We start from the raw sequence: 26,511 nt of genomic DNA on the forward strand, positions 1-26,511 counted from the left end.
GACGTGCGCGAGATCGTTGGTACGTACAACCTGAACAGGCAGGTGGCCGAGGTGCTCAGGGAGGCCATCCAGACCGGGGAACTGCGTCCGGGCGAGCTCTACTCGGTCAGCCGCCTGGCCGACCAGATGAAGATCTCCCGCACCCCTGTGCGCGAGGCGCTGCTGGGGCTGGCCGACACCGGAATGGTCCGCATCGAGCGCAACCGCGGCTTCCGCGTCATCCGGCGCGATCCCCGCCACATCGCCGAGGTCTTTCACATGCGGCTGCTCCTGGAGGTCCCCGCCACCCGGCTGGCCGCGCGGCACGCCGGTCCCGAACTGCTGGACGCGCTGCGCCACGAGCTGGCGCAGATGCGTGCCGCCGCCACCGACCACGACGAGGTCCGTTTCATGCGGCACGACCGGCGGTTCCACGAGCTGGTGCTCGGCTCGGGCGGCAACGCGCTGCTGACCACCACGGTCGGCGGCCTGCGCGACACGATCACCACGGTCGGGGCGTCCACTGTCGATCAGACCCGGTCCCTGGCCGACATCGCCACCGAACACGAACCGATCATGACGGCCCTGGCCTCCGCGAACGAGGACGCCGCAGCCGAAGCCATGCGCAGCCACATAGCGCACACCGCCGAGCTGCTCCTGAGCCAGGTCTCCGCCGAGAACCAGACCCCCGTCACCGCCGCGGACACCGAACTGATCCGCGACGCCTCCCCGTAGGGGGTCGGGCAGGCCGTACGGCATTGCCCGGACATCGTGGACCGAGTGCCGCTCGGGGTTCGGTAGGGTCACCGATCATGGCGAATCGGTCGTTCCTGTTCGTCGGCGACCATGAGGGGATCAACCCCGGCTGGGAGTCCGGGATCCCCGACATCCAGCAGAAGGTGCTCGCCGAGGACGTCTATTGCGTGCCGTTGCTGTGGCTGGCGATGTTCCGGCCTGCGGATCTGGTGACCACGACGTTCCCTCCAGAAGACGATGACGACGAGGAAGGTCCGGTCGAGGCCACCGCGCCGCTCGCCCCGAAGGAGCGCGCACTCGCCCAGCTCGACGCGGCCCTGCCGGCACTGCACTCGATCTTCCAAGGGGCCGGACGGCTGGACGAGCACGCCGGTCTTCTGCGCCAAGGCGTGCAGTCCATGCTGGGCCGGTTCGTGACGATCGAGCTCTACGAGATCGCAGTGTTGATCGATGAAGAGAAGTACTACCGGGACCTGCGGACCGCGCTGGGCAGTCTGGACGAACCCGGCGACCTCGCAGAGGATCGGGCCCGCCTGACGGATCTGGCGCAGCTGCGCGAGGGACGGCCGTTCCCACCGGCACGGCTCGTTGTCGACGGCCTCGACGCGCCGGAAGACGACTTGTGGAACCACACCCGACTGCTGGGCGCAAGCTTTCTCCGGCCGGTGCCCTGGGAGGCCGCCGCGGACACGCCAGCCTGACCAGAAGCGTCCCACCGGACGCGGTGGCCATGGCGGCGCGAGGCTCCAGTAGTCCGCCCTCTGCGGTGCCACCCTCTGCAGGTGCCACCCTCTGCAGGTGCCACCCTCTGCAGGGGGCCACCCTCTGTAGGGGGCATCTTTTCCTTGCTCGTGGTGAGGGGGTTCAGGGGCCGGGCTTTTTGCGGGCGGCAGCGACGATCTCTTCCAAGGCCAGGGCGTGAGCTTGGAACGCGGCGCGGCCATGCGGGGTGAGGCGGATTCGGGTGCTGCGTTGCCCGTGGAGGCGTTCCTTGCGCACGTCCACGTAGCCCGCGTCGTTCAGGGCGCTGATCTGTTTGGACAACGCCGAATCGCTGGTGCCCAGATGGTCGCGCAGCACGCGGAACTCCACCCAATCGGTCGGCGCCAGCATCGCCAGGATCGACAGGCGGGCTGGGACGTGGATGAACTCGTCGAAGTGTGCGCCGGTCATCGGCGCAGGCTGGCCTGACGGGCTCGGTGCATCGGCTTCGCCAGCAGGAGCGTCAGAGCGGCCAAGCACGCTCCCGTAAGCGTCGCGGGCAGGGGAACGTCAAGTTGGTTGAAGCCCCAGGCGCCCACGATGAGAACGGTGAGCATCAGCAAGATGTAGGCAATGTTCAACGCGGTGGTGCGGGCAGTGCGCCGCAGCCGGATGCCCATGCGCCGTTCGGCCGCTTCATCCAGGGCCAACTGCAAGAGGATGTACGCCCCCCAGACGACTTCGAAGCCGACACCGTCACCATCAGGGTCCAGATCGCCGGCCGCGCCCAAGGCAAAGATGCAGATGGCCTCGCCCACGGGGTGCCACCAGGGGAGACGGGCTTTGCGCACCACCTGCTGGCTGCGCGCGTGGATGTCCTGCAGGGCGAGCTGTGCTTCCTGGGGGTTCATGAGCGCTCCCGACGCAGAGTTACTTTCCTGTGAGGAAAGTACCACCAACTTTCCTCACAGGAAAGTAACTGCGGCAACGCGCCACGTTCGGACGGGCGGCGGCTTGCTACCGCACGTCTGCTTGGTGCGGGGCGGGTACGTGTCGGCGGGCTAGGTGATGTTGAAGTGGAGGATCCGGTGTTTGGCGATGCTGTGGACTTCTGCGGCATATCCGGAAACGTGACTGGCCAACCACACCAGGAGTTCGTTCTGAACGGGAGCGGCATCGCCCCACATGCCGTAAAAGCGGTGCCTGGTCGTGCAGATAGGGCGCAGAGTCCCCGCTAGAACTGAATGCCAGACGGCCGCGGCCGCAGCTGGATTATTCCCTGCCCGGTATCCGGTGATGGCGACGATGCCGTTGACCCGGAGCAGGAAACGCGCCGTATCGATGCGGGTCAGCAGTTCACTGTAGGTCCCGGTCGCGGTGAAATGCACAAATCTGAATCGCTTGGTGCTCTGGTTTCGGAGCGTCTTCCAGTCGGTCACCTCCAAATCTGGAGACAGGTAGTTTTCCCCATCCCGGCAGAAGCGCGACGCCCCTACCGTTTCAGGCCCGAGCTCCAGCAGGTCACCTTCCGGGCAGCAGGTATTGGCCTGCCCCAGAAACCAGGCGGCCAGGGTCTCTTCACGGGTGCTCGGGATCGCCTCGCTGTTGGTCAGGATCTCTTCACAGGTGGACGGAATCGTTGCATCGATGTTTCCCATTGGCTCAGCTTTCAATCGCTGGCAGGAACCGGTGTCGCTGGCACTTCGCGCAGCGATTCCTGTTGCTTTTTGAGTTTCTTGGTCCAAGGACCGCTCAGGTAGCGCGCCGCTCCCATGATCACTGCGTCCTGCGGACAAGCGTTCACGTGTACGGGTAGATCCAGTCGCTGGCGCAGCAAGGTCGGCAACCTCGGTGCCAGCGCTCCTCCACCGGACAGCACCAAGCCGTGGATCAGCAGTTGCCGGGTCAGTTCAGGGTTGCAGGAATTACGCAGCTCCTCCAAAGCCTCAACAATTCGATCGATCACCTGCGTGGAGGCAGTAGCGATTTCTCCGGCCGTGACCGTGTGGACCGTCGGCTTCCCGGAGTCGAGATTCTGGCCGCAGATCTCCAGAGGCTCATGGTCCCCGGCCTCTACGACCAGCGTCTCTGCCTGCACTCTTGACCGTTCGGCCGCCTCCATGCTCAGGACGAGGCGGTACTCCCGCAAGGCCCATGCGGCCACTGCCTGGTCGAGCCGCAGGCCTCCTACGGGCAAGGTCTGGTGGGCCCAAACTCTCCCTTTGGCGACGATCGCCATTTTGGTGGAATTTCCGCCCAGGTCCGCCACCATCCGTGCCGCGATACCGGCGCCTTCGGCCTGGTGCCCAAGTGCGGCGGCCAAACCATGGTCGACTGGCACGACCTGACGTGCTCCCGCCCGCGAAATCACTTGTTCCAGGGCTCGCCGTTCCATCTTCGCAGCACCTGAAGGGACCGCCACTGCCACCCGCGGCCGCAGCCGGCCTCGCCCTGGATGCGCTGACTTCAGCAACCACCGCACCAGCGCGACTGCCGCTCCGTATTCAGTTACCGTCCCATTCCAGACCGGCCTGACGAGCTCCACATCTCGCCAACCCAGTTCATCGCCCTTCAGCGCGTCCCGTCCTACGACAAGGGCCCGTCCGGTGGCGCGACTGACCATCACCACCGAAGGCGCGCAAATGCGCACCTGCCGTTCGGGCACGAAGATACGCGAGTAGACGGTGCCCAGATCCAGCGCGGTATCTGCGTTGACGACCGCTGAAAGCAATCCCATGGAAGACCCTTAGGTGATCTTGTTCATTCGCATACCGTAAATTACTCGATCTTGAGCCTCCACGAACCCATCACCTGGCAAAAAGATCATCAAGCGCGACCGTAAAGGAGTTGATGTATTTTCTCTGTCCCGACCGCGCGAATTCAGGCGGAAATCATCCATTTGAAGGTAACTGACTGCCCCGGCTGGCGGAACCAATACCGGAGCGGTACGGATCCTGCCCCGCCCCGCACGCCCGCACACCCGGCTTGCGGCACGCCCGCTACATCGCCCCCGGGTCGTGGGAAAAGCACACTCTGGAGAGGAGGCGAAGGGGGCGACCGGGTGGGAGAGGCGGTTCCAGCGACTCGTCCACTGGGATGCCGGTCCAGTCGATGGACGTGGTCCCGGTGTCCTCGTCAAGGCGGGCGTTCAGGTCGTACATGGTGATGGGGTCGCCGGGGCGGTGGATGTACAGGGCCAGTTCCGCGCCCTCATCGTCCAGGTCTTCACCGGTCAGGTAATCGGGTCGGGAGCCGACATTGGAGCCAGCGCCAAGGACGGTGGTCAGGTGCGTGCGGACCTCGGCGACGGAGGTGAACAGGAAGAGCGCGTCCTCCCATTCGTTGTTGTTGATCCAGTAGGCGCAGCGCATGAGGACAAAGGCGTGGCGGGGGTGGCTCATCTCGCTCTGAGGTGCCTTGGCGGGCGGAGCGTGAAGGTAGGAGAGTGCGGAACGGGCGCAATGGTCGTCCGGGGCACGACGCAGGGCTTCCTGGTAGGCGGCGATGGCGGAGTCTCGGTCACCCGTCCAGGTGTGGGCATGGCCTAGGTAGAGGGGCACGAGGGCGTCGTGAGGATCCGCGTCGAGGGCGGCTTCTGCGGCAAGAACGGATTGCTCAGCAAGCGGACGGCTCACGCCCTCGTTGTCGTGCTCTCCCAACCCGTTGAGCAGCGTTCCGTCGTCATCGTCGAAATCGCAGCACACGTCGGACAGCACCACGTGCCGTAGGGCGAACGTCGCGGCCACCGTACGCAGGATCGCGAGGGTGGCGGCGGCCTCGGTGTCGTCGTGCGGCCCTTGTTCGGCCTGATCGCAGTGGTGGCGGGCCTGGGCGATCAGATCGGGGACTGCTGCTTCGCCGCTGAACTGCCGAAGCAGGAACTCGCATTCGGCGAGCGACCGCGCGGCCTTCAGCAGGTGGATATGCGGATCTTGTACGGGCATGGGCCGAAAGTCTGCCATCGCAGCCCGTGCGATTCCCGATCGACGTTAAGGCTCAGCGTCATGGTCATCGGGCCGCTGGGAAGGAGACGGGCGCTCAGCCACGGTTGCTGTGGGCGCCTCGGTGGCGGGCGCGGTATTGCGACGGCGGGATTCCGTACCGCCGTGTGAAGGCGACACGGAGGGTTTCAGTCGAGGCCAGCCCACATCGTGTGGCCACCTCGGCCAGCGGTAGTGAGGTGCTGACGATGAGGTGGGCGGCCGCTGCGACGCGGACTTCGCGGACGAAGCGGCCTGGCGTTTGGCCCATGTGCGTCAGGAACAGCCGGGTCAGGTGGCGTGGGGTGACCCCGGCGATCGCGGCCAGCGCGACGGTGCTGACGTCGCCGGCGAGGTTGGCGTTGACGTGGTCGACCACGCGCCGTACGGCGTCGTGGCCGGGCGGCGGCGCGGCCGTGAACATGCTCATCTGCGCCTGGTTGCCAGGGCGCTGCAGATAGGTCACCAGCATCCGGGAGACCTGCCGAGCGAGTTCGACGCCGTGGTCCTCCTCGATGAACGCCAGCGTCAGGTCCAGGGCACTGGTGATGCCCGCCGCGGTGGAAATCTTCCCGTCCCGGATGAAGATCGGCCCAGGGTCGACGTCGACGCCGGGGTATCGGGCGGCGAACGTGTCGGCGAAACTCCAGTGGGTCGTCGCCCGCTTGCCGTCGAGCAGCCCCGCCGCGGCCAGGACGTAGGCCCCGGTGCACACCGACGCCACCCGCCGGCTGATCCTGGCCAGCCGCTGTACGTGGGCGACGATGACCGGGTTGGCGGCGGCCTCGGCGTGGCCGAACCCACCAGAGACGATCAACGTGTCGAGCGGACCGGTAAGTCGTTCGAGCGCATGCGTGCTGTGCAGCAGCATCCCGGGTCGGCAAGAGATCGCATGTTGTCCCGGGCTGACCATCATGACCTGGTACGGGGTCCGCAGCCTGCCGAGACCGTTCGCCATGTCCAGGCTCGTCGTGACACACGCGATGTCGAGCAGCTCGGCGTTCTCGTAGCCGACGACCGCGACCGGGCGACAGTCCACAGCCCGAGGCTAGAGCGAAAGGACCGGCATCGCCGAATTTCGGACATCTCTCACCGCGATGGTGGTGCACCATGCGGACGTCGATCACGGTGTGGCAATGGCAGATTCTGCTCGCGCCACCGACCCGCCCGGCATCCCGAACGTCACAGGGCGGCCTGGGTGGCTGCGCGCGGCGTCCGCGGTGGGACGGCGCTGGCCGACCTGGCTGGCGCTCGCCTGGGCGGCCATCAGCCTTGCTGACGTCAGTGACGGCCTGGAGTACATGGTCCTGTTCGTCCTGCCCGCCACGGGCTACCTGTTCCTCGCGGTGGTCGACCTGCCCCGCATCACCTGGGCGGTAGGGCTCGCGGCGATGGCGACCGTCGTGGTCCTGCGCATGCTCGACATCAACCCGTGGCCTGCCCTGGCGGTCGCCGTGGTCACCCTGGCGGCTGTCGGCCTGATCAACGGCCAGCTGCGCAAGCCCGGCCTGTACGCGCTGCAGTCACCGGGTGCGCTCGCCTTCATGGCGTTCGGCCTGCTGGTGTTGGCGGTCCCCACCACGGTCGGCGGCTATCTGGTGGCGGCCGGGCTGCTGGGCCACGCCACTTGGGATGCCGTCCACTGGCGGGCTGACAAAATCGTCAGCCGCTCGTTCGCCGAGTGGTGCGGAGTGCTCGACCTGGTACTCGGCGTGGGCCTGCTGGTCGTGCTCCTGCTGCGTTGACGAGCGCCGCCCGAGCGCCGCCCCTCTGCTCAGTCGCCGAACAGGCAGGCTCGCCCCTTCGGTGAGCAGAAGACGTCTTCCGCGTCGTGCCCAACCCCAGGCACACGAACCAGCCGGTGCTTGTACTCCCGCCTACCCGCCTTGAATTCCAGGTAGCGGTGATAGTTCAGACCGCGGTCCAGCCTCGCTGTGCCCTGCGCAGTGGCGGCCGGATGGACTTCCAGCAGCGCCGCCTCGGGATCATCGTCTTTCTCGCCCAGCAGGTAGACGACGTCCCGGGACAGGTACTGGTCGAGATAGCGATCGGCGGTCTCCGCCACATATTTCGGACGCTCACCGCTGAACCCGTAGCGCCATTCATCGACGCTCGTATCCATTTCCGCGAATCCGTCTCCCAAGGGCCTAAGGCGATCGAAATACAGGTAGGTTGACGGGTTTGCTATCACGAATCTCACCTGCCCCGCTTTCCTCCCCGGCTCCCGGCCGACCGCCGCGTATCGGTTGACGAATTGTCCCCCAGCCGAATTTCCTGCGATGGTCACTCGCTGGATGCCCGGAAGCTCCAGCAGCTTCCGGAGGATGACGTCCATGACCTCGAACGAGCTGATCTCTCCCAACCCGCTCTTCCAACCCTCGGGCTCCCAGCTCAGCAACGTGTCGCGCTCGGCCAGACCGTGGACATCGATGCCGGTGAGGAACTGAGGAGCGATGACCTGCGGAGGACGAGGCCGACCGGCTGCGGCCTTCTTGATGATCCGATAATAGTCGTGGGCGTTACGCAACGCCCCGTGCACGATGACCACGGCCTCGTTGCACTCGGGCAGTTCCGCACCCAGCCGCACGTCACCAAAAAATGGCAATTCGCGCTGGTCAACGCGCAGACGCAGATTTCCGATCTCCTCGATGACCTGCTCTTGCATAGCGGCCTGGTTCGCGAACACTGTCATCATCCTAACTTTGCCAGCAAACCCCGCCGCCTTGAGGACGTTTCCTTATCATCACACCAGCATCAAAGGCACATCTATACACCGAAGCGAGCACTACGTCACGCATCCATCACAAACAGGCATGTGAAACTCATCATAGGGGTTGGTGACATACCAATGGCCCCCACGATGGGTTTTTGAGGTTCATTACCGGACATACCTCCCTCGGTCATTCCGGAAGGAGGCCTCAATGCGCCGGTCGCTCCACAAGGACATCGCCGACCAGTTGCGTGGCAGGATCAACTCAGGGACCTACCAACCAGGTGAGCGCCTGCCCACCGAACCCGAGCTCGAAGCAGAGTTCAACGCCTCGAGAAACACCGTCCGGCTCGCTGTGTCCGCCCTCGCACACGAGGGACTGATCGAGCTGCGGCCAGGACACGGGATGTTCGTCCCTAAAGGACCACTGCCCTTCCTGGTGTTCCTTTCGCGCGAGGAGGGTGGCGAGGGAGTCCATCCAGGTCTGGACTCCTACCGCTCCGGTGTGCGCGCGGCGGGCCGCAAGCCGGGTATCCAGAACTTCGAAGCGCACATCGAGTACCCGAGCCGGGAGGTCGCGGGATGGCTCGAGATCGACGAGGACACCCCGGTCGTGGTGCGAAGCTCCCAGCGGTTCATTGATGAACGGCCGTACTCATTGCAGCGTTCGTACTACTCGATGGAACTCGTACGCGGCAGTGAGATCGATGGCCGGGAGAAGATCAGCCGAGGCGCGATCAAGGTGCTGGCCGAGTTGGGTCATCCACAGTCCGGTTATCGGGACGAACTGACCGCAAGAATGCCCACTCCGGAGGAGCGGGCGTTCTTCATGCTGGGCCCGGGAGTACCGGTCGTCGTCGTGTATCGGATCGCCTACACCAATGCCGAGCGGCCCATCCGCCTGACGGTCACCATCTACGCAGCAGATCGGAACCGGCCATGCTACGAGGTCGGCAACGTGCCGGAGAGGCGCACACCAGAGGACCAGATCTCCATAGTGGGCTGACAGGGAACGGGCCGATGAGCGCCTCGACCGCACTGACCCTTCACCGCGGGCTGATCGCAGTGGACATCGTCGCGTTCGGCAGCCGACGTGATCCGGACGTCCAACTCCATCTGCGCGGTGCCGTCCATCAGATCACTGAACGGGCCTGTCGCCTGGCAGGAGTCTGTTGGGACGGCTCTCACCATGAAGATCGGGGAGACGGGCTGTTCGTGATCGTGGAGCCGGACACCAGCGTGACGACCCTCCTGACCCGTGTGGTCCCGGAACTGCTGCGTGGGGTTCGCCGGCACAACAAGCTGTCTTCGAGGACGGCGCAGATCCGGCTACGCGTGGCCGTCCACGCGGGCTTTGTTCGCCTGGACGACCACGGCGCGGCGGGACTTGCGCTAATCGAGCTGTTTCGCCTGCTGGACGCGCCTGCCTTCCGGGCGGTTCTTAACGAATCGGCTTCGGACTTCGCCGTGGCGGTGTCGGACTACCTGTTCGACGAGGTCGTCCGGCACAGCGGTGAACTGGCCGCCGAGTTCCGTGCGATTCCCGTTGAGCTCAAAGAGACCGACATGCGCGGCTGGGTCTGGCTTCCACCGATGCCGGCCGAACCTCACGATCTGCCGGTCACCGATCGGAGCAGGGCCGGCTACGGCTCCCCGGGGATCGCCATCTCCGAACTTTCACCGGAAGATCGCGATCTTGTACTCGCCGTGCTCTCGCCCCTTGTGGACTACCTACAAGGGCGAAGGGGCAGGTCCCGCGGTCCTCGGCCAATCACCTGAAGGCTGGACGGGGCGAGCTAGCTGTCGCCTCGATGCCGGAAGGCTCGCGTTCACGCTCGGGTGTGCTGCGCTGCCAGCCGACGGGGTTCCGGTGTGGGAAACCCCGTCGGCATGGCCGCTGCGACCGTGCACCGCGCTGCCGCTGAAGCGGCTTCGATCTGGGCGCACATCACGGCAGGCGAAGTGACTGCACTTCGGGCGATACCCCCGCTGAACGCACGGCACCGGCTGACTGTGCCAAGAAGGCGTCCGTGAATCTTTACTCCTGCCGCGCAGCCGCCCCGCGGCTCGCAAGGGGTCAGGAGGCGCACAGGGTGTTGTCGATGAGGGTGGCGGAGGTCTTGAGCTGCTGGATCGGGGACTGGTCCGGCCCCAGGCGGCTGGTGTAGAAGACGGTGGTGGTCCTGCGGCCATCGGGGGTTACGGCGTTGTCGGTGACGTAGTTCCAGCCACCTCCGCCGTGGAACCACACCCAGTCACCACAGGCCAGGCGGCGCTTCATCAGGCCCAAGCCATATCCGGCGTCGCGCCAGATTTCCTGGAACGGCTTAGCCGAGCGGGTGCGCTGCATCTGCCTCAGTTGGGCCGGGCGTAGCAGGCGGCCACCCAGGAGTGCTTGGAAGAACGTGTTGACGTCCCCGGTCGTGCTGATGAGAGACCCGTCCGGGTGACCCGAGGCGACGGTGGACACGTCTATCTCCGGGCCGCCGGGAACGAGCCGCCTGTAGGCGGTCATGTTGGGCTGGGGCAGGTGGGCGGACGTGCCCGGGATGAGGGTGTGCCGCAGGCCGAGGGGCTCGATGATCCGTTCATGGACCTCCTGCTGCCAGGGGCGGCCGGACGCCTTCTCGATGATCATCCCGACCAGGATGTAGTTGGTGTTGGAGTAGGCCCAGTTGCGGCCCGGTTTGAACGCCGGGCGGTGCTGCATCGCCATCGCGACCAGTCGCTCCGGTGAATAGGTGCGGAAACGTTCGCGCCGGAAGTCCTCGGGCGTGCGGGCCTTCTCCAACGGCACGTCGTCAAGGTAATCGGGCAGCCCGCTGGTGTGGCCGAGCAGATGCCGCACGGTGATCTTGGTGCCGTCGTTGTCGTTGCCCCGTACCACGCCGGGCAGCCAGCGTTCGACGGTGTCGGTCAGGGCGAGCTTGCCCTCGCCGGCGAGCTGCAGGGCGACAGTGGCGACGAACGTCTTGGTGGTGCTCCCGATCCGGTAGTAGGAGTCGGGGTGGACGGGGGCGCCGGTCTTCAGGTCGGCGACGCCGCTGCGGGCGACCGCCCGGCCGCCGGGCGTCCGCACCTCCGCGAGCACTCCGGCGGCACCGGTCTCTCTCAGCGCGTCGGCGTCGCGCTGCAACTGGGTCGGCGTGCCCTCGGTGTTGAGGGCGAACGCCGCCGTTCCCGACAGGGCTGCGATCAACCCCGCGAGCGGCGGCACCAGGACGGACTGACGGAGCGATTTCTTCGATGTCTTGGTCATGCCCCGGACGCTAGGTCCGCTGGCGGACGGGCACGATACCGCCCGCTGCCGGGAGCGGGTACAGCCTGCTGTAGTGCGCCCATCGGCCGTCAGGCCCCAGAATCAGGGGGATCGGCCAAGGAGGGGCAGCATGCGCGGACGGTGGGCCGCCTCCCTGCGCGGGTCGGCTTACCTGCTCAGCGCGCTGCCGTCGGCCGTACTGGTGCTGCCGCTCTCGGGCTTGGCGAGCTGGCACCGGCGTCGCGCCGGCCGCTTGCTCGGCGTTCCCGCGCCGGCCGTACGCCAGGGAGAAGGCTCCTGGTGGCGACGTCTCAAGACCGATCCAGCCACACGCCGCGAAGCTCTGTGGCCGCTGGTGCACCTCGCCATCGCTCTGCCCGTGGGTCTCCTCACGTTGGTCTGCCTGGGCAACATCCCGGTGGCCCTGACGCTCATGACGCTGTGGTGGGCGATCCCCGGCCACACCCCGCCGAACCTGCTGGGAGACATCCCGGTGGACGGCTGGGACGTCGCGCTGACCGTGGCGCCGGCGCAGGTGCTGGGCCTCACCGCGTTCGCCCTGTGGTTCGTGCCACCGATGGCCCGTGCCCACGCCCGCGCCTGCCTCGCCATGCTGTCGCCCACGTCCGCCGAACGGCTCGCCGAGCGCGTCGAGGTCCTCACCCGAACGCGGGAAGAAGCCGTCGGGGCCCATGGCGCAGAGCTACGCCGGATCGAACGGGATCTGCACGACGGGGTGCAGGCCCGCCTGGTGGCCGTCACGATGAGGCTGGGTCTGGCCCGCGAATCCCTCGCCGACGGCCCGGACGGCGCGGCCGAGCTGGTGGGGGAGGCGCACGACGGAGTGGAGGAGGCGATGGCGGAGCTGCGTGGCGTGATCCGGACGATCTACCCTCCGATCCTGGCGGACCGGGGCCTGTCGGGTGCCATGTCGGCTCTGGCCGCCCGTTCCGCCGTGCCTGTCGACCTGCGCGTCGGCGATCTGGGCCCGCTACCGGCGGCGGTCGAGACGGTGGCCTATTTCGTGGTCACCGAGGCACTGACCAACACGGCCAAGCACGGCCGCGCCACCCGGGCCGAGGTCTGCCTCGACCGCAGCGGCGACCAGCTGAACGTCGAGATCCGCGACGACGGGATCGGCGGCGCCGACGAGCAGCGTGGCACCGGCATCGCCGGGCTGCGCCGCCGCGTCCTCGCTCTGGACGGCACCGTCCAGCTCACCAGCCCCGTCGGCGGGCCGACAACGATCAGGGTGGAGCTGCCGTGCAGGTCGTGATCGCCGAAGACAACGTGCTGCTGGCCGGCGGGCTGGAGCTGCTCCTGACCGCCAAGGGCTTCCAGATCTGCGCGGTCACCGGCGACGCACCTGGCCTGCTCGCGGCCATCGACGAGCACCGCCCCGACGTCACAATCGTCGACGTCCGCCTGCCCCCGACGTTCCGCGACGAGGGCATCCGCGCCGCCCTGGAGGCCCGGCGCCGCCACGACGGCCTGCCGGTGCTCGTGTTGTCGCAGTACGTCGAGCGGGAGTACGCGGGCGAACTGCTCTCCGACGGCCGCGGCGGCATCGGCTACCTGCTCAAGGACCGGATCGGCCGGGTGGGGGAGTTCGTCAACGCGGTCCGCCGGGTCGCCGCCGGCGGCACCGCCATGGACCCCGAGGTCATCGCCCAGCTCCTCGTCCGCCGCGTCGACGACCCCATCTCCACCCTCACCCCGCGCGAGCATCAGGTGCTCGCCCTGATGGCCGAGGGGCACGACAACACCGCCATCGGAGAACGGCTGGCCATCACGCACAACGCCGTCCACAAACACATCGGCAACATCTTCGCCAAGCTCGACCTGTCCCCGGACGACCGCGGCCACCGCCGCGTCCTAGCCGTCCTCACCTACCTCAACCGCAACCAATCCCAATAACCTCGCCACCTCCGCTTCCGCGCCACGTTCACGCTCGCGCATGGTTCACGGGCGCGAGCGTAAGCCGATCGAGGTGGCCTGCGAATCCGACGTTGGTCGCGGCCTCTCCATCCCGAAGTCTAGATATTTCGACACCTGAGGATGGGCGCGCGATCGACGATCAGCCGACGCGCGGCCGCCTCGCCCGAGCTCAGGGTTGGGACGAAGCCCATCGACCCGGCCGGGAGGCAGTGTGGGGATCTTGAGGACGCGCGCGGCGGCAGGCACGGTGACGGCGGCGCTGGTGATCGGTGTGACGGCGGCGACGGTGCCGTCATCGGCTTCGGTGCAGCCCGGGCAGTTGTACGTCGCGCCATGGGGAAAGGACACCTGGCCGGGCACCGTCAACCAGCCGTTCGCCACGGCGGAACGCGCGCAGAAGGCCGTACGGGCACGGACCGCGCGGATGGCGTCGGACATCGTGGTCAACTTCCGCGTCGGGACGTACCGGCTCAAGGCCTCGCTCAATCTGACGGAGGCCGAGGGCGACTCGGGGCGCAATGGCCATCGGGTGATCTACCAGGCGTACGGCTACGGGACGCCGCGCCAGGAGAAGGTGACCATCAGCGGTGGCCGGCAGGTCACCGGCTGGCAGCCCGACCGGCAGTTGAAGGGCTACTGGCGCGCCGACGTCGGCGGGCTCGACACCCGCCAGCTCTACGTCAACGACAAACGGGCCACGCGTCTCGTACGAGGCAACTCGGGGCTGGCCGGCAAGCTGAAGCTCACGGAGAACGGCTACACCACCACGAGCGCGATCCCGAAGACCTGGAGCAAGCCGCGCGACATCGAGTTCGTCTACCGGTACGGCTACCTTGAGGGCCGCTGCGGCGTGGCCGGCATCTCAAGCAACTCCAAGCGGACCACGATCACCATGGATCAGCCCTGCTGGCAGCTGGCACGGGGTCTGTACGGCGCGGACGCGCTCAAAGAGTGGTTCGAGGTGGAGAACTCCACCAGCTTCCCGCACAAGCCTGGCAGCTGGTACCTCGACCGTTCCCGGCCCGGCCGGCATGTGCTGCTCTACCGGCCGCGACCGGGGGAGGACATGCGCCGCGTCCAGGCGATCGTCCCCGTCGTGCAGACTCTTGTCAGCGGTACGGGACGGCCGGGCCGCCCCCTGCACGACGTCGCGTTCAAGGGCCTGACGTTCGCTCACGCCACCTGGCTGGAGCCCAGCCAGCCCGCCGGATTCCCCGCCGCGTGGAGCATGTACGTGCGGCCGGGCAACGGCGAGGACGGCACGCTGCTGACGGTGCCGGGCAACATCGCCTTCCGCACCACTGAACGGATCACCGTCGAGGGCAATCGCTTCGTCCACCTGGGCGCGCAGGCCCTGGAGTTCTCCAAGAACAGCTCGTACAACGTCATCAACGGCAACGTCATCACCGACGTGTCCGACGGCGGCATCCTGATGGGCGTGGTCGTGCCCGACCTGAAGGGGATCAACCGCGGCAACCGGATCACCAACAACTGGATCCACGGCACCGGAGCGGACTACCGCGCGTCGTCCGCGATCTGGGACACCGCGACCCAGGAAACGACCATCGCGCACAACCAGGTCAACGACGTCCCGTACACCGGCATCCTGTCCGGCCCGAGCGACGACCTGCGGGACATCATGCGCGGCAACCGCATCCTCAACAACCGGGTGTTCCGGACCAACCGGCTTCTGGCCGACGGCGGCGGGATCTACCTCCGCGGGGAGCAGGGCAAGTCGTTCACGGACGGAGCGGTCATCAGCGGCAACGCCGTCACCGACAGTAAGTTCACGCCCGAATGGAACGTCGGGATCTACACCGACGACAGCTCCAACTGGATGACCGTGGACCGCAACGTCGTCCACGACTATGTGGCGTCCATCGGCGGTTGCAGTGAGGAGTGGGGCAACCGGCCCGTGCAGAACGTCCGGTATCGCGGGAACTTCTGGGACGACGCCGTACCGGAATGGCTGAAGCGCCGGGAGTTCCCCGGCGCCTGGCCGCCGGCCGACGAGCAGAACCCCGAGCAAGGCTGCGGCGACCCGCACAAGCTGGAGTTCGCCGGCAACACGCTGCTGCCCGCCGCCAACCCAGGCCAGGCGTGCGCCGGCAACCCAGGCTGCGCCGCGATCGTCCGCAACGCCGGCCTGCTCCCGCCCTACCGCCACCTCCTGAGCACGCCCTGATCGAACGGCGGGCAGCGGGTCGGGCAGGCGGCGTTCGCGGGCGGGTTCTCCCAGGGCGGCGACGAAGTCTTCGAACCCCCGACCGGCTGGTGATCTGCAGGCTGCGCACCGCAACCATCACGGCTGAACGCGCCGCGGGCACTCGCACCTAGACAGGTAATTAGCTAATTGCCATAATATCCGGGTGCTGGACGTGGACCTGATGAAGGCGCTGGCCAACGACAAGCGCCTGCTGATCTTGGAGTGGTTGCGTGATCCGGAGCGGCACTTTCCCCCGCAACGCGACGGTGACCTGGTTCGAGACGGGGTCTGCTCGCTGTTCATCGCCCAGAAGCTGGGGGTGAGCCAGCCGACCTGCGGCGAGCATCTGCGGGTGCTGGCGCAGGCGGGCCTGGTGCGCGGCAAGAAGATCAAGCAGTGGGTGTTCTACCAGCGTGACGAGGACCGGATCGCGCGGGCGAAGGAGTTGCTGAGTGGTGAGTGGTGAGATGAACGGCGGCGTGACAGCGCCCACGGCGGGACTGTACGAGCGGCTGATTGCGGACCTGGAGGCCGCCGGAGCGCGCTACCGCCTGATCGACCATCCACCCGAAGGACGCACCGAGGTGGTCAGCGCGCTGCGCGGGCACGACGTCGCGCAGGCCGCCAAGTGCCTGATCACCATGGTCAAGATCGGCAAGAAGCAGACCCGGTATGCGCTGGCCGTGGTGCCCGGCGACGCTCGGCTGGACCTGCAGGCGGTCAAGGACCTGCTGGCGGGGACCTATGTGACCTTCGCCAGCCGGGAAAAGGCCGAGGAACTGGCCGGCAGCGTGAGCGGCACCGTGCTGCCGTTCAGCTACCACCCCCAACTGGAGGTGATCGCCGATCCGGCGCTGCAACAGGTGCCGGAGCTGTTCTTCAACGCCGCCCGGCTGGACCGCTCGATCGCCCTGGCCACCGACGACTACCTGCGCCTGGCCGCACCACGCCTGGCTCCCATCACCACCCCCGGCTGAACCACACGACCGGCCGTTCCACCCAGCTTCCGCTGACGTAGGGAAGCCGCGCGTTCACCAGCGGAGAGGAAATCTTACGGCTCTGGGACGGCTGCACGCCGCCGCGTGCAGGGCCTGCTCGCCGATCTTAGATTTCGGGCATGCGATCTTCCCTTGCGGCCAGCCGGGCCGCCCGCCGCTGGAGCCTGGCCGCCTGTGCCGTCACCGCAGCCGTCCCCCTGATCGTCGCCGCGCCCGCGCACGCCGGCGAGCCCCCCACGCTCGCGTCCCTCTCGGTGTCGCCGAGCACCATCACCGCAGGCCACGAGGCAATCCAAACCGTCACCCTGAACGAGCCCGCGCCCGCGGGCGGCACGAAAGTGATCGTGTACCCGCAGGGGCCCTACACCGACTGGACCTACTTCCAGGCCACCCGCCACGAGGTCACCGTGCCCGAGGGCAGGACCAGCGTGGGCATCCCCATCAGGGTGCAGTCCGATGACACCACCACGACCAGCCGCCTCATCGCCTTCGCCGGAAACTCCAGGGCCGAGACCACGGTCACCGTCGTCCCTCAGAATCCAAGCGAGCAGGCCGTGACCTCCTTCACGACGCAGACGCAGAAAGGGACGAACGCGGTCCTGCAGGGCTCGCCTGTCACAGGGAAGGTCGAACTGAAGTCCCCGGCGCCGATCGGCGGGCTGGCGGTGGACATCCGCACCGACCCCAACCCCAACCTCAGTGACCTCCAGACGCCGTACTACGTCGTGATCCCGGCCGGAGCCACGAGCGCGACGTTCACCATGACTCCGCTCAACTACGACAGGCCGGAACTCAACACCGTCACGGCCGACGTCGGCGGCGCCGGCCAGTCCGTGGACATCACCAGCGTGCCGAAGAAGTTCACGGTCGGCGCCATCGCCCCGGTGCGCCAGTCCGGCGGCCACGGCGTGGTCGGCCTCGGCGAATGGTGGCACCCCTTCGGCGCGAAGATCGAGCTGACCAGCGACAATGCCAAGGTGAGCGTGCCGCCCACGGTGCAGATCCCCGCCGACCAGATCCACGCGAAATTCAAGATCGACGTCGCGGCCGGCGCCGAGCCCGGCACCACGGCCAACATCACCGCCAAGTGGGTGCTGGGGCCGACCGCCCCAGTGACGACCCAGATCACCGTCGGGAACTGACCAGCCGGAGAGAGAGGGCAGGCTCGCCGTACCAACGCCGCCCCTCTCCTCACCGAAGCCGCACCCAGCGAACACCTGCTTGACCGCCGACACCAGCGCGCGACCGGAGACGCCCACCAGTTCGGCGATCGAGGTGGCCGAGCGGCCGGGGGAACAGGTCGCGGGCGGCTTCCGACGCGAGCGCGACGAACGATGCGCGTCAGCCCACCGACACCTGGGCAGAGACATCTGGTCCGGGAGCGTCAGTACTGATTGTGAGGTCGTAGATCCCGACATTCTGGCCCTGGACCTGGATTTCGACGTCGGCGTTCGCCTCGGCGAGGCCAGGGGCCCCGGTCAGCGCGGTGGTGGCCAGTGCTGTGACGGTGATGGCAAGCAGACGAGCGATGCGGCGCATGAGAACCTTCCAGGGGCAGCAGCCTTGCCTTGCTTCCTGATAGTAGTTCGTCCGTAATGCTCTGTAACGATCGCGTGGGCGACATTCATGTCTCGGAGCCGGATCAGCCGTCCATTCCCGGGTGGTCTGATGCGGGTGGGCCAGGTGGCTACCAGCCTCCGCCGGGCGTGACTCTGCGAGCATGGCGGCATGGACAGAGACGCGGTCGAAAGGTGGGTTGCCGGGTACGAGCGAGCGTGGCGCACACCCGGCGCTGAGCCTCTCGCCGAGCTGTTCTCGCCGGATGTGTCGTACCTGCCGTCGCCGTGGGCGGACCCAATCGTGGGTCTGTCCCGGCTCGGGCCGTGGTGGGACGCCGAGCGCGACGGTCCCGACGAGCCGTTCACGATGACGAGCGAGGTCGTGGCCGTCGACGGCGACACGGCGGTGGTGCGGATCGAGGTCGCCTACCAGCACGACGCGCACTGGCGCGACCTATGGATCCTGCGTTTCGACGCCGACGGCCGCTGTGCCCGGTTCGAGGAATGGCCGTTCGCCCCGGACCAGCCCGACGGGCACTAGCCCGACGTGCGTGGCTTGCGGGCGAGGAGACGACCGTGCTGGAACCTCTCGTTCTCACCCGGCTCGCGGCGCATCCTGCCGACCTCTGTGAGCCCGGCCCTGGACGCCAGGTCCGCGACGTGGTCGATGGAGAGCCGGTAGGCGCGGGAGACCTTGTGGTCGAACGGCTCGGCCGGGTGCGGCGAGTCGTCACCGGTCGCGAAGAACCCGACGAGCAGGTGACCGCCCGGCGCGAGCACCCGTGCGAACTCAGCAAAGATCACCGGCAGGTCGTCCGGAGAGGTGTGGATGATGGAGTACCAGGAGAGAACGCCGCCCAGCGCGCCGTCCGCGATGTCCAGCGCGAGCATCGAACCCTCGTCGAACCGCAGGTCCGGGTACTCCTGGCGGGCCAGCTCGATCATCGCCGGCGACGCGTCGACACCGAAGGCGGTCACACCGAGGGAGGCCAGGCGCGCCGTGACGCCGCCGGGGCCGCATCCGAGGTCGGCCACCGGTCCGGCGTCCGCGGCTCGTACGAACTCGGCGAACGCGGCGACCATGGCGCTGTCCAGCGGCAGGCCTTCGACTGAGTCGCGGAACAACTCGGCGTAGAGGGTGGCGACGTCGTCGTAGGCCGCCCGGGTGGTGTCCAGGGAGGATGAAGAGTCGATCATGGTTGACGACCCTAGTCCGGCAGGTCGCCATCGGTGATCCGGCCCCGAGCGGCTTCAGATTTGCCTGACTCCGGCGTCGTCGGGCGTGCTGCTCGGTGCGCGTCGTTCACGGCGTTCAGCAGTTCGTCGATGTCCTCGGGTGTGGTGCGGTGGCTGATGACGCAGGCGCGCAGTGCCGCGCGGCCGTTCAGGCGTACGGGGCTGATCCAGGCGCGTCCGCTCTGCACGACGGATCGCGCCAGCGCGCTGTGGCGCTCCCACGACTCGCCCGCTGAGAGGGCTTCGGCCTCGGGGTCGGCGAAGCAGACCACCGGGAGCGGGGTGTCGTTGGTGATCAGCCAGCCGGAGTCCACCAGGCGGCGGCGGAGGACATCGGCCAGTTCGGCATCGCGTTCCAGCTGCTCGGCATAACCGGAGCGTCCCGCGACGGCAAGGCTGAGGAACAGCTTCAGCCCCATGAACCGGCGCGACCATTGCTGGCTGGAGGTGTACGGGTCGACGGTGTCGGGGATGTCGGTCGGCATGTACGAGGTGGAGACGCGGAAGGTCTCCGCCAGCCCCTCGCCGTCGGTGCACAGCAGGGCACCGGCTCCCATCGGCACGCTCAGCCACTTGTGCGCGTCCACGGTGATGGAGTGCGCCTGTTCGATCCCGGTCAACGCTCCCCGCAGCCGATCTGAGAGGGCGGCCGCACCGCCGTACGCGGCGTCGACATGAAAGCGGATGCCGAACTCCCTGCACAGTTCGGCGAGCTCAGGCAGCGGGTCGATGACACCGGCCCCTGTAGTGCCGGCCGTCCCGACCACCATGAACGGATGGTCACCGGCGTCGCGATCCGCGTCCAGCTGGGCTTTCAGCCGTTCGAGGTCCATGCGCAGCCCGGCATCGACCGGGACGAGCCGTACCGCGTCCCGCCCGATGCCGGTGGCGTGCGCGATCTTCAGCCAGGCCAGATGGCTTTCCGACGACGCGTACAGCACGGGCCGGCCGGGCAACGCCCTCAGCCCGGCCGTGCCGTACTCCGGCCACATCCTGGTCAACGCCAGCAGCACGGCGGTCAGGTTCGCCTCCGCGCCGCCGCTCGTGAACGACCCGGCAACCTGGCCAGCCGCATATCCCATGCGCCCGCCGAGGAAGCGCAGGAGATGATTCTCGATCTCCACTGCCGCCGGTGCGTGCGACCACGCCGCCATCTGCGGGTTGAACGCGGCGGCAAGGGTCTCACCGACGACACCCAGCAGCGTCGGCGTCGGGTTGAACAAGCCGAAATACCGGGGATGGGTCGTGTGCACGGTGCATTCGCGCAGTAGCGCCACGAGTTCGTCGATCACGACATCGGGCTCGGCGGGCTCGCCGAAGTCGTACGCACCGACCGCGGATCTCAACCTGCCGAGGTCCACCGGTGCGCTCACGGGCCGCGCGGCGATCTGCTCTCCTTCGGTGCGGAGAACGTCCATGACTCGCCGCCACAGCCATTCCGTCGGCCCGGTTGCCGGGTCGAACGAGTCCCGGCCCAGCGGGAAGGTCCGTTCGGTGATCGCGACATCTGCGTCATTTCCCATGAGGCCATGCTCGCGGCCCGGCACCGGACGCCCAAGTGGCAGAAACGACTATGATCGCTAAAATAGTGACATGGCTTCCCGCACGGTCGCCGTGGCCGTCACCGACGGGGTGCCGATCTTCGAACTCGCCATCCCGTGCGAGGTGTTCGGCTACAGGCGCCCGGATCTGACCGACTCCTGGTACGACTTCCGGGTGTGCGTTCCGGCAGGTGAACGGCCCCGCACCGCCGCCGGTTTCGCCCCGGAGACCGCACATGGCCTGGACGCGCTGGTCGAGGCCGACACCGTCGTGATCCCTGCCTGCCGCGACGTCCACGACGACCAGCCGGCCGAACTCGTCGCGGCCGTCCGTGCGGCCCATGACAACGGGGCCCGGATCGTCTCCTTGTGCTCCGGCGCGTTCGTGCTGGCGGCCGCCGGCGTTCTCGACGGGCGGCCGGCCACCACCCACTGGATGCATGCCGACCTGCTCGCCCGCCGCTACCCGAAGGTCCTCGTCGACGCGTCCGTGCTCTACATCGACGACGGCGACGTCCTCACCAGCGCGGGAACCGCCGCCGGACTCGATCTGTGCCTGCACATCGTCCGCAGCGACTATGGCGCCGCCATCGCGAACGCGCTCGCCAAGCGTCTGGTCATGCCCGCGCATCGGCCCGGAGGCCAAGCTCAGTACATCGACGGGGGCAACGTCGTCACCGACATGAACCAACTCGCTCCGTTGCTGGATTGGGCGCGCCGACGGCTGGACCAGCCCCTGACGGTCTCAGCCCTCGCGGAACAGGCCAATGTCACCACGCGCACTCTCATCCGCCGCTTCCACACCGTGACCGGCACAACGCCGATGAACTGGCTGCGGAACATCCGGGTCGAGCACGCCCGCGAACTCCTGGAGACCACCGACCTGCCCATCGACCGGATCGCCGAACGTTCTGGGCTGGGCAGCTCCGCCAACCTCCGCCACCACTTCACCCGAACGGTCGGCGTCCCCCCGAGTACCTACCGCAAGGCCTTCTCCGCTGGCTGACTGCAGGCAAACGCCTGGGCGTTCGATCCGGTGATCCTGGGCCGCGGCGGGCCGATCTCCCACCCGGGCACACCAAGGACCTCCGGCTGGTCTCTGTGGAACAGCGACCAACGGGCGTGGTATCCCTCACCTATGGCCGAGCCTGACCGCCGGGGCGGGCCGGTGAACCGGAGCAGACCGGTGGACCCGGGGCGGACCGGTGACCCGGGCGGACCGGTGAGCTGGGCGGACCGGTGACCCGGGCGGACCGGTGAGCTGGGCGGACCGGTGAGCTGGGCGGACCGGTGAGCTGGGCGGACCGGTGAACGCGGCGCCCCGCGCGGTCGGTGAACGCGACGCCGCGTGTTCGGTGACGGCCGTCCGCATTCGGCATGGAGGGAGCACGCTGTGATCGAGGTTGATGTCACCGATGGGATCGGGGTCGTACGGCTGGCGCACGGCAAGGTCAACGCCTTGGACCTGGAGCTGTGCCGGGCGATCGAGGCGACGCTGCGCGACCTGGACAGCGGAGAGGTGAGGGCCGTCGTGCTCACCGGCTCGGGGCGTGCGTTCTCGGCCGGGGTCGATCTGGAACGCATCGTCAAAGGCGGCGCCGACTATGTGACCGACTACCTGCCTGCGCTGGTCGGAGCGTTCCAGGCGGTCTTCGACGTGGGCAAGCCCGCGGTGGCCGCGGTCAACGGCCACGCGATCGCCGGTGGCTGCGTTCTGGCCGCGGCCTGCGACCATCGCGTCATGGCCGCCGGAACGGGGACGATCGGCGTGCCCGAGCTGTATGTGGGGGTGCCGTTCCCGGCGGTGGCCTTGGAGATCATGGAGTACGCGCTGGGGCCGGTCGCCGCGCGGCGGGCGATCCTGGGCGGGCGCAACCTCGCGGCCGCCGAGGCGCTGGCGTTCGGCCTCGTCGACGAGGTGGCCGAGCCGGAGGACCTGCTCGAACGTGCCCTGGTCGTGGCCGACCGGCTGGCCACGGCCATTCCCGCCGACGTCTTCCGCCACACCAAGCGGCAGCTGCACGGCGACGCGAGCCAGCGGCTCGACGCCGATGCGATGACGTCGCGTTTGTGGCAGAAAGCGGCGGCCGACGGCCGGATCCGGGCCTTCATGGACCGTACCGTCGGCTCCCGCCGGCGCCCCTAGTGCGGCGCCTACGTCACGTCGCATACTGCGGACGCCCCGCGGGCCGGTAGACCTGGAGCGTCACGCCCTTTTGGGTGGTTCGCGATTCGACCAGGTCGAGCGCGATGTCCGGGCCGGCGTCGGGGAACAGCCGCGTGCCCTGGCCGACGACCACGGGATAGGTGAGCAGGGTGATCTCGTCGACGAGGTCGTTCTCGAGCAGCCAGCGGACCAGGGCGCCGCTGCCGTGCACCTGCAGCTCGCCTCCCGGCTTGGCCTTCAGGTCTGCGATGGCGGCCGCGAGGTCGTCGGAGAGGACGGTGGTGTTCGACCATTTCGGATCGGTGAGCGTGGTCGATGCGACGTACTTGGGCTTGGTGTTCAAGGGGCCTGCGATGGGGTTGCTGCCCGGATCCGCCATCGCTCCCCAGGAGCCGGCGAAGATCTCGTACGTCCGCCGGCCGAACAGGAACGCGTCGGCGCGCTGGTAGATCTGGTTGGTGAACGTCGAGGCCTCGTCGTCGAGCAAGAAGAGCGGCAGGGCCCATCCGCCGCGCTCGAATCCGCCCCGGCGGTCCTCGTCCGTCCCGCCAAGTCCCTGCATGACGCCGTCGACGGAGACGTTCGTGATGGTGATGAGCTTCATGATCGTGATTCCTTTTCTCGTTCGGTGGTCAGGTGTCCGGCGTCAGGCGCGCCCGTCGCGTCCGCAGGAAGGTTCGTTCGGTGTCGTTGGTGGCCAGGGCGATCGCCTCGTCGTAGGCGGCGATGGCGTCGGCGGTGCGGCCGAGGCGGGTGAGCAGGTCCGCGCGGGTGGCGGGCAGCAGGTGGTAGCCCGGCAGGTCCAGGTCGTCGATGGCGGCCAGCGCCTGCGCCGGTCCGTGCACCTCGGCGATGGCGACCGCGCGGTTGAGCGCCACGATCGGCGTCGGGGTGTGCTGGAACAGCTGTTCGTAGAGCGCCAGCACCTGCGTCCAGTCGGTCGCCGGCCCGTCGGTGTGCACGGCGTTGATCGCGGCCTGCAACTGGTACGGCCCCGGCTGAGCACGGCGCAGGCAGCGGCGTACCAGCTCATGGCCCTCAGCGATCAGCTCCCGGTTCCACAGCGACCGGTCCTGCTCGGTGAGCACGACCAGTTCTCCTGAAGGACCCACCCGCGCGGGCCGCCGGGCCTCGGTGAGCAGGAGCAGCGCCAGCAGCCCGAGGACCTCCGGCTCGTCGGGCATCAGCTCGGCGAGGGCCCTGGCCAGGCGGACGGCCTCCAGGCACAGGTCCGTCCGCAGCAGCTCTCCGGACGTGGAGGTGTATCCCTCGTTGAAGACCAGGTAGAGCACGGTGAGCACCGATGCCAGCCGATCGGGGAGCTCGGCGGCGTTCGGCACCCGGTAGGGGATGCCGGCGTCGCGGATCTTCTTCTTCGCGCGCACGATCCGCTGGGAGACGGTCGCCTCCGGCACCAGGTAGGCCCGCGCGATCTCCGCCACCTCCAGCCCGCCGAGCAGGCGCAGGGTGAGGGCGGTCTGCGCGAGCGGCGACAGCGCCGGGTGGCAGCAGGTGAAGATCATACGGAGCTGGTCGTCGCGCACCGGTCCCACCTCCTGTGGCTCGTCGGGTTGGTGCAGGAGCAGCGCTTGGGCGTGGCGGGCCTCGCGGGTGGATTCCCGGCGCAGGCGGTCGATCGCGCGGTTGCGGGCGGTGGTCACGATCCACGCGCCGGGATTGGGCGGCGTCTCGTCCCACTTCTGAAGGGCCACCGCGAACGCGTCCTGCACCGCCTCCTCGGCCAGGCCGATGTCACCGAGGATGCGCGTCAGCGTGGCCACGCAACGGCCGTACTCCGCCCGGTAGACGCTGTCCAGGTCCATCCGTGCTCACTTCCACTGCGCGTCTTGGAACGGGCGCACCTCGATCGGGGACCCACAGGCCAGCGCGCACTTGTCGGCCCACGCCAGCGCCTGGTCGAGGTCGTCGCACTGGATCACCCAGAAACCGCCGAGCTGCTCCTTGGTCTCGGCGAACGGGCCGTCGGTCATCGTGGTCGTGCCGTCGCCGGGGCGGACGACGGTGGTGGCGTGCGAGGGCAGCAGGCCCCCGACGAACACCCACGAACCAGCCGACCGCATCTCGTCGGTCACCCTGGACGTCCGGGCCATCTGCGCCTGCAAGTCCTCGTCGGACTCCGGCGTGCTTTCGTCGAACTGGACGGCGAGCAGGTACTTCTTCATGGCGAACTCCTAGGACAGGGTCAGGCGACGGGCGATGGCCGGGATCACGATCGCGGCGGCGACCAGGTGCGTCAACATCAGCAGCATCTTCGTGGCCGCAGAGGCGTCCGCGAGCACATCCGGCACCAGTGACAGCGCGGTGAGCACGAACGTGGTGCGGACGAACGCCGCGCGCGGCCGGCGGGCCATGCGGGCCAGGACCAAGGCCAGCACCAGGCCCATCCCCGAAAAGATGGCGGTCAGCACGGCGAAGCCGGACAGCGGGATCGGCGTGCCGTTGACAGCGAGACTGATCCCGGCGGCCTCACCCGCCGCAGCGACGGCCGCGGTCGCCGCGGCAGCGACACCTGCGGCGATCAGCCCACCAGCGATCAGCGACTTCACGGAAGCGTTAGTGGTGGCGGCATGAGCGGTGGCGGTGGTGATCGCGGCGCTAGTGGTGGTCGTGGCGGACATCGTGGCCTCCGGTGCATGGCGACCGGCTCATTGCCGGTCTCTCACCTTGGCTACGAACGCACTCGACGCCAATCGACACCCCAGCAGAAAAAACCAGAAGACATGCTCGCCCCGCCCGCGTCCGGGAAAGTAGGGCCTACTCCACCAGCGATCCGGCTCGGCGGGGGTCCAGCGCCGCCCGATTTCTAAGACACAGGCGCGTGGTGATCTGGGGGTGGTGCGGCGGATGCTTCGGCCATGGCGTTCAGGAGCGCTTGGGCGGCGTCACGGGCTTGGCGGGCCGGCTCGGGCGTGTGGTGGACGGCGGCCAGGATCGTCGCGCCACTGATCAGAATGTGCAACTGGGCGGCCAGGGCCTCGGAGGCGGGCATCTCGGCAGTCAGGAGGCGCAGGTGGTCGCGGATGGCGGTCATGTGGTCGCTCACCGCTTGGGCGACCGATTCGGAGTCCTCGCCGAGTTCGCCGAAGGCGTTGTTGAACGCGCACCCCCGGAACTCCGGCTGCTGGTACCACTCGTACAGCCAGTCGAAGACCGCGAGGACGCTCGCTTGCGGGGTGGGCCGGCCGGCGGTGTAGGCGCGCAGCGCGGCGCGCGCTCGCTCATCGCGGCGGCGCAGGTATGCCTCCACCAGGGCGGCCTTTGAGGGAAAAGCTCGGTAGAGGCGTTTGAGGGGAATCTGCGCGGCGTCGCGGATGCGGTCCATGCCCACCGCCTGGATGCCATGGGCGTAGAACAGGGCATCGGCGGCGTCCAATACCTGAACGCGGTCGATCTCGGCGGGGTTGGTGTCCATCTCCGGCCATCTTCCACATCTTCTTGAAAACGAGCGTTCTCAATCCT

General features: G+C 68.0%; 30 protein-coding genes. 14 read left to right on the forward strand and 16 right to left on the reverse strand.

Going from position 1 to position 26,511, the window contains the following annotated elements; genetic code table 11:
* The first annotated feature begins 3 nt into the window (after positions 1 to 3).
* Positions 4 to 714, forward strand: a complete 711-nt coding sequence (locus F8566_RS10170; RefSeq protein ID WP_151559804.1) for a GntR family transcriptional regulator — start codon at positions 4 to 6, stop codon at positions 712 to 714.
* 77 nt (positions 715 to 791) lie between these two features.
* Positions 792 to 1,436 carry a hypothetical protein gene (locus F8566_RS10175; RefSeq protein ID WP_151559806.1) on the forward strand — a complete coding sequence of 215 codons (645 nt, stop codon included), beginning with the start codon at positions 792 to 794 and terminating at the stop codon, positions 1,434 to 1,436.
* Positions 1,437 to 1,599: 163 nt separating this feature from the next.
* On the opposite strand, the gene F8566_RS10180 is transcribed toward F8566_RS10175, so the two are convergent.
* From F8566_RS10180 to F8566_RS10205, 6 genes are all read right to left on the reverse strand, one after another.
* Positions 1,600 to 1,908: a winged helix-turn-helix domain-containing protein gene (locus F8566_RS10180; protein WP_151559808.1), complete on the reverse strand. Its 309-nt coding sequence runs from the start codon at positions 1,906 to 1,908 to the stop codon at positions 1,600 to 1,602.
* On the reverse strand, positions 1,905 to 2,348 hold the full coding sequence (locus F8566_RS10185; RefSeq protein WP_151559810.1) for a hypothetical protein: 444 nt from the start codon (positions 2,346 to 2,348) through the stop codon (positions 1,905 to 1,907). The genes F8566_RS10180 and F8566_RS10185 overlap by 4 nt, the downstream gene beginning before the upstream one ends.
* Positions 2,349 to 2,498: 150 nt before the next feature.
* Positions 2,499 to 3,095 (reverse strand): hypothetical protein, encoded by a 597-nt coding sequence (locus tag F8566_RS10190; RefSeq protein WP_151559812.1) that lies wholly within the window; start codon positions 3,093 to 3,095, stop codon positions 2,499 to 2,501.
* An 11-nt stretch (positions 3,096 to 3,106) separates the two neighbouring features.
* Positions 3,107 to 4,174 (reverse strand): rod shape-determining protein, encoded by a 1,068-nt coding sequence (locus F8566_RS10195; RefSeq protein WP_151559813.1) that lies wholly within the window; start codon positions 4,172 to 4,174, stop codon positions 3,107 to 3,109.
* Positions 4,175 to 4,436: 262 nt separating this feature from the next.
* The gene (locus F8566_RS10200; RefSeq protein ID WP_151559814.1) at positions 4,437 to 5,381 is read right to left on the reverse strand and encodes a tetratricopeptide repeat protein; all 945 of its coding nucleotides are present in this window, start codon (positions 5,379 to 5,381) and stop codon (positions 4,437 to 4,439) included.
* A gap of 94 nt (positions 5,382 to 5,475) precedes the next feature.
* The gene (locus F8566_RS10205; protein ID WP_225993033.1) at positions 5,476 to 6,456 is read right to left on the reverse strand and encodes a GlxA family transcriptional regulator; all 981 of its coding nucleotides are present in this window, start codon (positions 6,454 to 6,456) and stop codon (positions 5,476 to 5,478) included.
* 97 nt (positions 6,457 to 6,553) lie between these two features.
* On the opposite strand from F8566_RS10205, the gene F8566_RS10210 reads away from it, so the two are divergent.
* Positions 6,554 to 7,162 (forward strand): hypothetical protein, encoded by a 609-nt coding sequence (locus F8566_RS10210; protein WP_151559815.1) that lies wholly within the window; start codon positions 6,554 to 6,556, stop codon positions 7,160 to 7,162.
* 29 nt (positions 7,163 to 7,191) lie between these two features.
* Here F8566_RS10210 and F8566_RS10215 read toward each other — a convergent pair whose 3' ends face one another.
* Complete coding sequence (locus F8566_RS10215; protein WP_151559817.1) at positions 7,192 to 8,103, reverse strand: alpha/beta hydrolase family protein; 912 nt, start codon at positions 8,101 to 8,103, stop codon at positions 7,192 to 7,194.
* A gap of 235 nt (positions 8,104 to 8,338) precedes the next feature.
* Here F8566_RS10215 and F8566_RS10220 point away from each other — a divergent pair, with 235 nt between their 5' ends.
* Both F8566_RS10220 and F8566_RS10225 read left to right on the forward strand, forming a co-directional pair.
* Positions 8,339 to 9,133 carry a GntR family transcriptional regulator gene (locus tag F8566_RS10220; RefSeq protein ID WP_151559819.1) on the forward strand — a complete coding sequence of 265 codons (795 nt, stop codon included), beginning with the start codon at positions 8,339 to 8,341 and terminating at the stop codon, positions 9,131 to 9,133.
* A 14-nt stretch (positions 9,134 to 9,147) separates the two neighbouring features.
* On the forward strand, positions 9,148 to 9,906 hold the full coding sequence (locus tag F8566_RS10225; protein ID WP_151559821.1) for a hypothetical protein: 759 nt from the start codon (positions 9,148 to 9,150) through the stop codon (positions 9,904 to 9,906).
* A gap of 298 nt (positions 9,907 to 10,204) precedes the next feature.
* On the opposite strand, the gene F8566_RS10230 is transcribed toward F8566_RS10225, so the two are convergent.
* Positions 10,205 to 11,386: a serine hydrolase domain-containing protein gene (locus tag F8566_RS10230; RefSeq protein WP_151559823.1), complete on the reverse strand. Its 1,182-nt coding sequence runs from the start codon at positions 11,384 to 11,386 to the stop codon at positions 10,205 to 10,207.
* A 130-nt stretch (positions 11,387 to 11,516) separates the two neighbouring features.
* On the opposite strand from F8566_RS10230, the gene F8566_RS10235 reads away from it, so the two are divergent.
* The 6 genes from F8566_RS10235 to F8566_RS10260 all read left to right on the forward strand — a co-directional run bounded on the left by F8566_RS10235 (position 11,517) and on the right by F8566_RS10260 (position 17,670).
* Complete coding sequence (locus F8566_RS10235) at positions 11,517 to 12,662, forward strand: sensor histidine kinase (protein WP_151559825.1); 1,146 nt, start codon at positions 11,517 to 11,519, stop codon at positions 12,660 to 12,662.
* Positions 12,650 to 13,303 (forward strand): response regulator, encoded by a 654-nt coding sequence (locus tag F8566_RS10240; protein WP_151559826.1) that lies wholly within the window; start codon positions 12,650 to 12,652, stop codon positions 13,301 to 13,303. The genes F8566_RS10235 and F8566_RS10240 overlap by 13 nt, the downstream gene beginning before the upstream one ends.
* A 232-nt stretch (positions 13,304 to 13,535) precedes the next feature.
* Positions 13,536 to 15,509: a right-handed parallel beta-helix repeat-containing protein gene (locus F8566_RS10245; protein WP_225993034.1), complete on the forward strand. Its 1,974-nt coding sequence runs from the start codon at positions 13,536 to 13,538 to the stop codon at positions 15,507 to 15,509.
* 184 nt (positions 15,510 to 15,693) lie between these two features.
* A complete protein-coding gene (locus F8566_RS10250) occupies positions 15,694 to 15,996 on the forward strand; it encodes an ArsR/SmtB family transcription factor (RefSeq protein WP_151559828.1) in 303 nt (100 codons plus the stop codon).
* Positions 15,986 to 16,507, forward strand: a complete 522-nt coding sequence (locus F8566_RS10255; protein WP_225993035.1) for a YbaK/prolyl-tRNA synthetase associated domain-containing protein — start codon at positions 15,986 to 15,988, stop codon at positions 16,505 to 16,507. The genes F8566_RS10250 and F8566_RS10255 overlap by 11 nt, the downstream gene beginning before the upstream one ends.
* A gap of 140 nt (positions 16,508 to 16,647) precedes the next feature.
* Positions 16,648 to 17,670 carry a hypothetical protein gene (locus F8566_RS10260; RefSeq protein WP_151559830.1) on the forward strand — a complete coding sequence of 341 codons (1,023 nt, stop codon included), beginning with the start codon at positions 16,648 to 16,650 and terminating at the stop codon, positions 17,668 to 17,670.
* 199 nt (positions 17,671 to 17,869) lie between these two features.
* On the opposite strand, the gene F8566_RS10265 is transcribed toward F8566_RS10260, so the two are convergent.
* Complete coding sequence (locus tag F8566_RS10265; protein ID WP_151559832.1) at positions 17,870 to 18,067, reverse strand: hypothetical protein; 198 nt, start codon at positions 18,065 to 18,067, stop codon at positions 17,870 to 17,872.
* Between the two features lie 189 nt (positions 18,068 to 18,256).
* Here F8566_RS10265 and F8566_RS10270 point away from each other — a divergent pair, with 189 nt between their 5' ends.
* A complete protein-coding gene (locus F8566_RS10270; protein WP_151559834.1) occupies positions 18,257 to 18,628 on the forward strand; it encodes a nuclear transport factor 2 family protein in 372 nt (123 codons plus the stop codon).
* On the opposite strand, the gene F8566_RS10275 is transcribed toward F8566_RS10270, so the two are convergent.
* Positions 18,625 to 19,284, reverse strand: a complete 660-nt coding sequence (locus F8566_RS10275; RefSeq protein ID WP_151559836.1) for a class I SAM-dependent methyltransferase — start codon at positions 19,282 to 19,284, stop codon at positions 18,625 to 18,627. The two genes, F8566_RS10270 and F8566_RS10275, sit on opposite strands and share 4 nt — an antisense overlap.
* A gap of 11 nt (positions 19,285 to 19,295) precedes the next feature.
* Positions 19,296 to 20,846, reverse strand: a complete 1,551-nt coding sequence (locus F8566_RS10280) for a pyridoxal phosphate-dependent decarboxylase family protein (protein WP_151559838.1) — start codon at positions 20,844 to 20,846, stop codon at positions 19,296 to 19,298.
* 70 nt (positions 20,847 to 20,916) lie between these two features.
* On the opposite strand from F8566_RS10280, the gene F8566_RS10285 reads away from it, so the two are divergent.
* A complete protein-coding gene (locus F8566_RS10285; RefSeq protein ID WP_151559840.1) occupies positions 20,917 to 21,870 on the forward strand; it encodes a GlxA family transcriptional regulator in 954 nt (317 codons plus the stop codon).
* 387 nt (positions 21,871 to 22,257) lie between these two features.
* Positions 22,258 to 23,010 (forward strand): enoyl-CoA hydratase/isomerase family protein, encoded by a 753-nt coding sequence (locus F8566_RS10290; protein ID WP_151559842.1) that lies wholly within the window; start codon positions 22,258 to 22,260, stop codon positions 23,008 to 23,010.
* 13 nt (positions 23,011 to 23,023) lie between these two features.
* On the opposite strand, the gene F8566_RS10295 is transcribed toward F8566_RS10290, so the two are convergent.
* The 5 genes from F8566_RS10295 to F8566_RS10315 all read right to left on the reverse strand — a co-directional run bounded on the left by F8566_RS10295 (position 23,024) and on the right by F8566_RS10315 (position 26,464).
* Positions 23,024 to 23,635 (reverse strand): dihydrofolate reductase family protein, encoded by a 612-nt coding sequence (locus tag F8566_RS10295; protein ID WP_151559844.1) that lies wholly within the window; start codon positions 23,633 to 23,635, stop codon positions 23,024 to 23,026.
* 28 nt (positions 23,636 to 23,663) lie between these two features.
* Positions 23,664 to 24,854 carry an RNA polymerase sigma factor gene (locus F8566_RS10300; protein ID WP_151559846.1) on the reverse strand — a complete coding sequence of 397 codons (1,191 nt, stop codon included), beginning with the start codon at positions 24,852 to 24,854 and terminating at the stop codon, positions 23,664 to 23,666.
* Between the two features lie 6 nt (positions 24,855 to 24,860).
* The gene (locus tag F8566_RS10305; protein ID WP_151559848.1) at positions 24,861 to 25,214 is read right to left on the reverse strand and encodes a YciI family protein; all 354 of its coding nucleotides are present in this window, start codon (positions 25,212 to 25,214) and stop codon (positions 24,861 to 24,863) included.
* 9 nt (positions 25,215 to 25,223) lie between these two features.
* Positions 25,224 to 25,670 (reverse strand): DUF6069 family protein, encoded by a 447-nt coding sequence (locus F8566_RS10310; RefSeq protein ID WP_225993036.1) that lies wholly within the window; start codon positions 25,668 to 25,670, stop codon positions 25,224 to 25,226.
* Between the two features lie 185 nt (positions 25,671 to 25,855).
* Complete coding sequence (locus tag F8566_RS10315; protein ID WP_151559850.1) at positions 25,856 to 26,464, reverse strand: TetR/AcrR family transcriptional regulator; 609 nt, start codon at positions 26,462 to 26,464, stop codon at positions 25,856 to 25,858.
* Positions 26,465 to 26,511 lie beyond the last annotated feature (47 nt).

Origin of the sequence: Actinomadura rudentiformis, from assembly GCF_008923185.1 — a bacterium.
Taxonomy (GTDB): Bacteria; Actinomycetota; Actinomycetes; order Streptosporangiales; family Streptosporangiaceae; genus Spirillospora; species Spirillospora rudentiformis.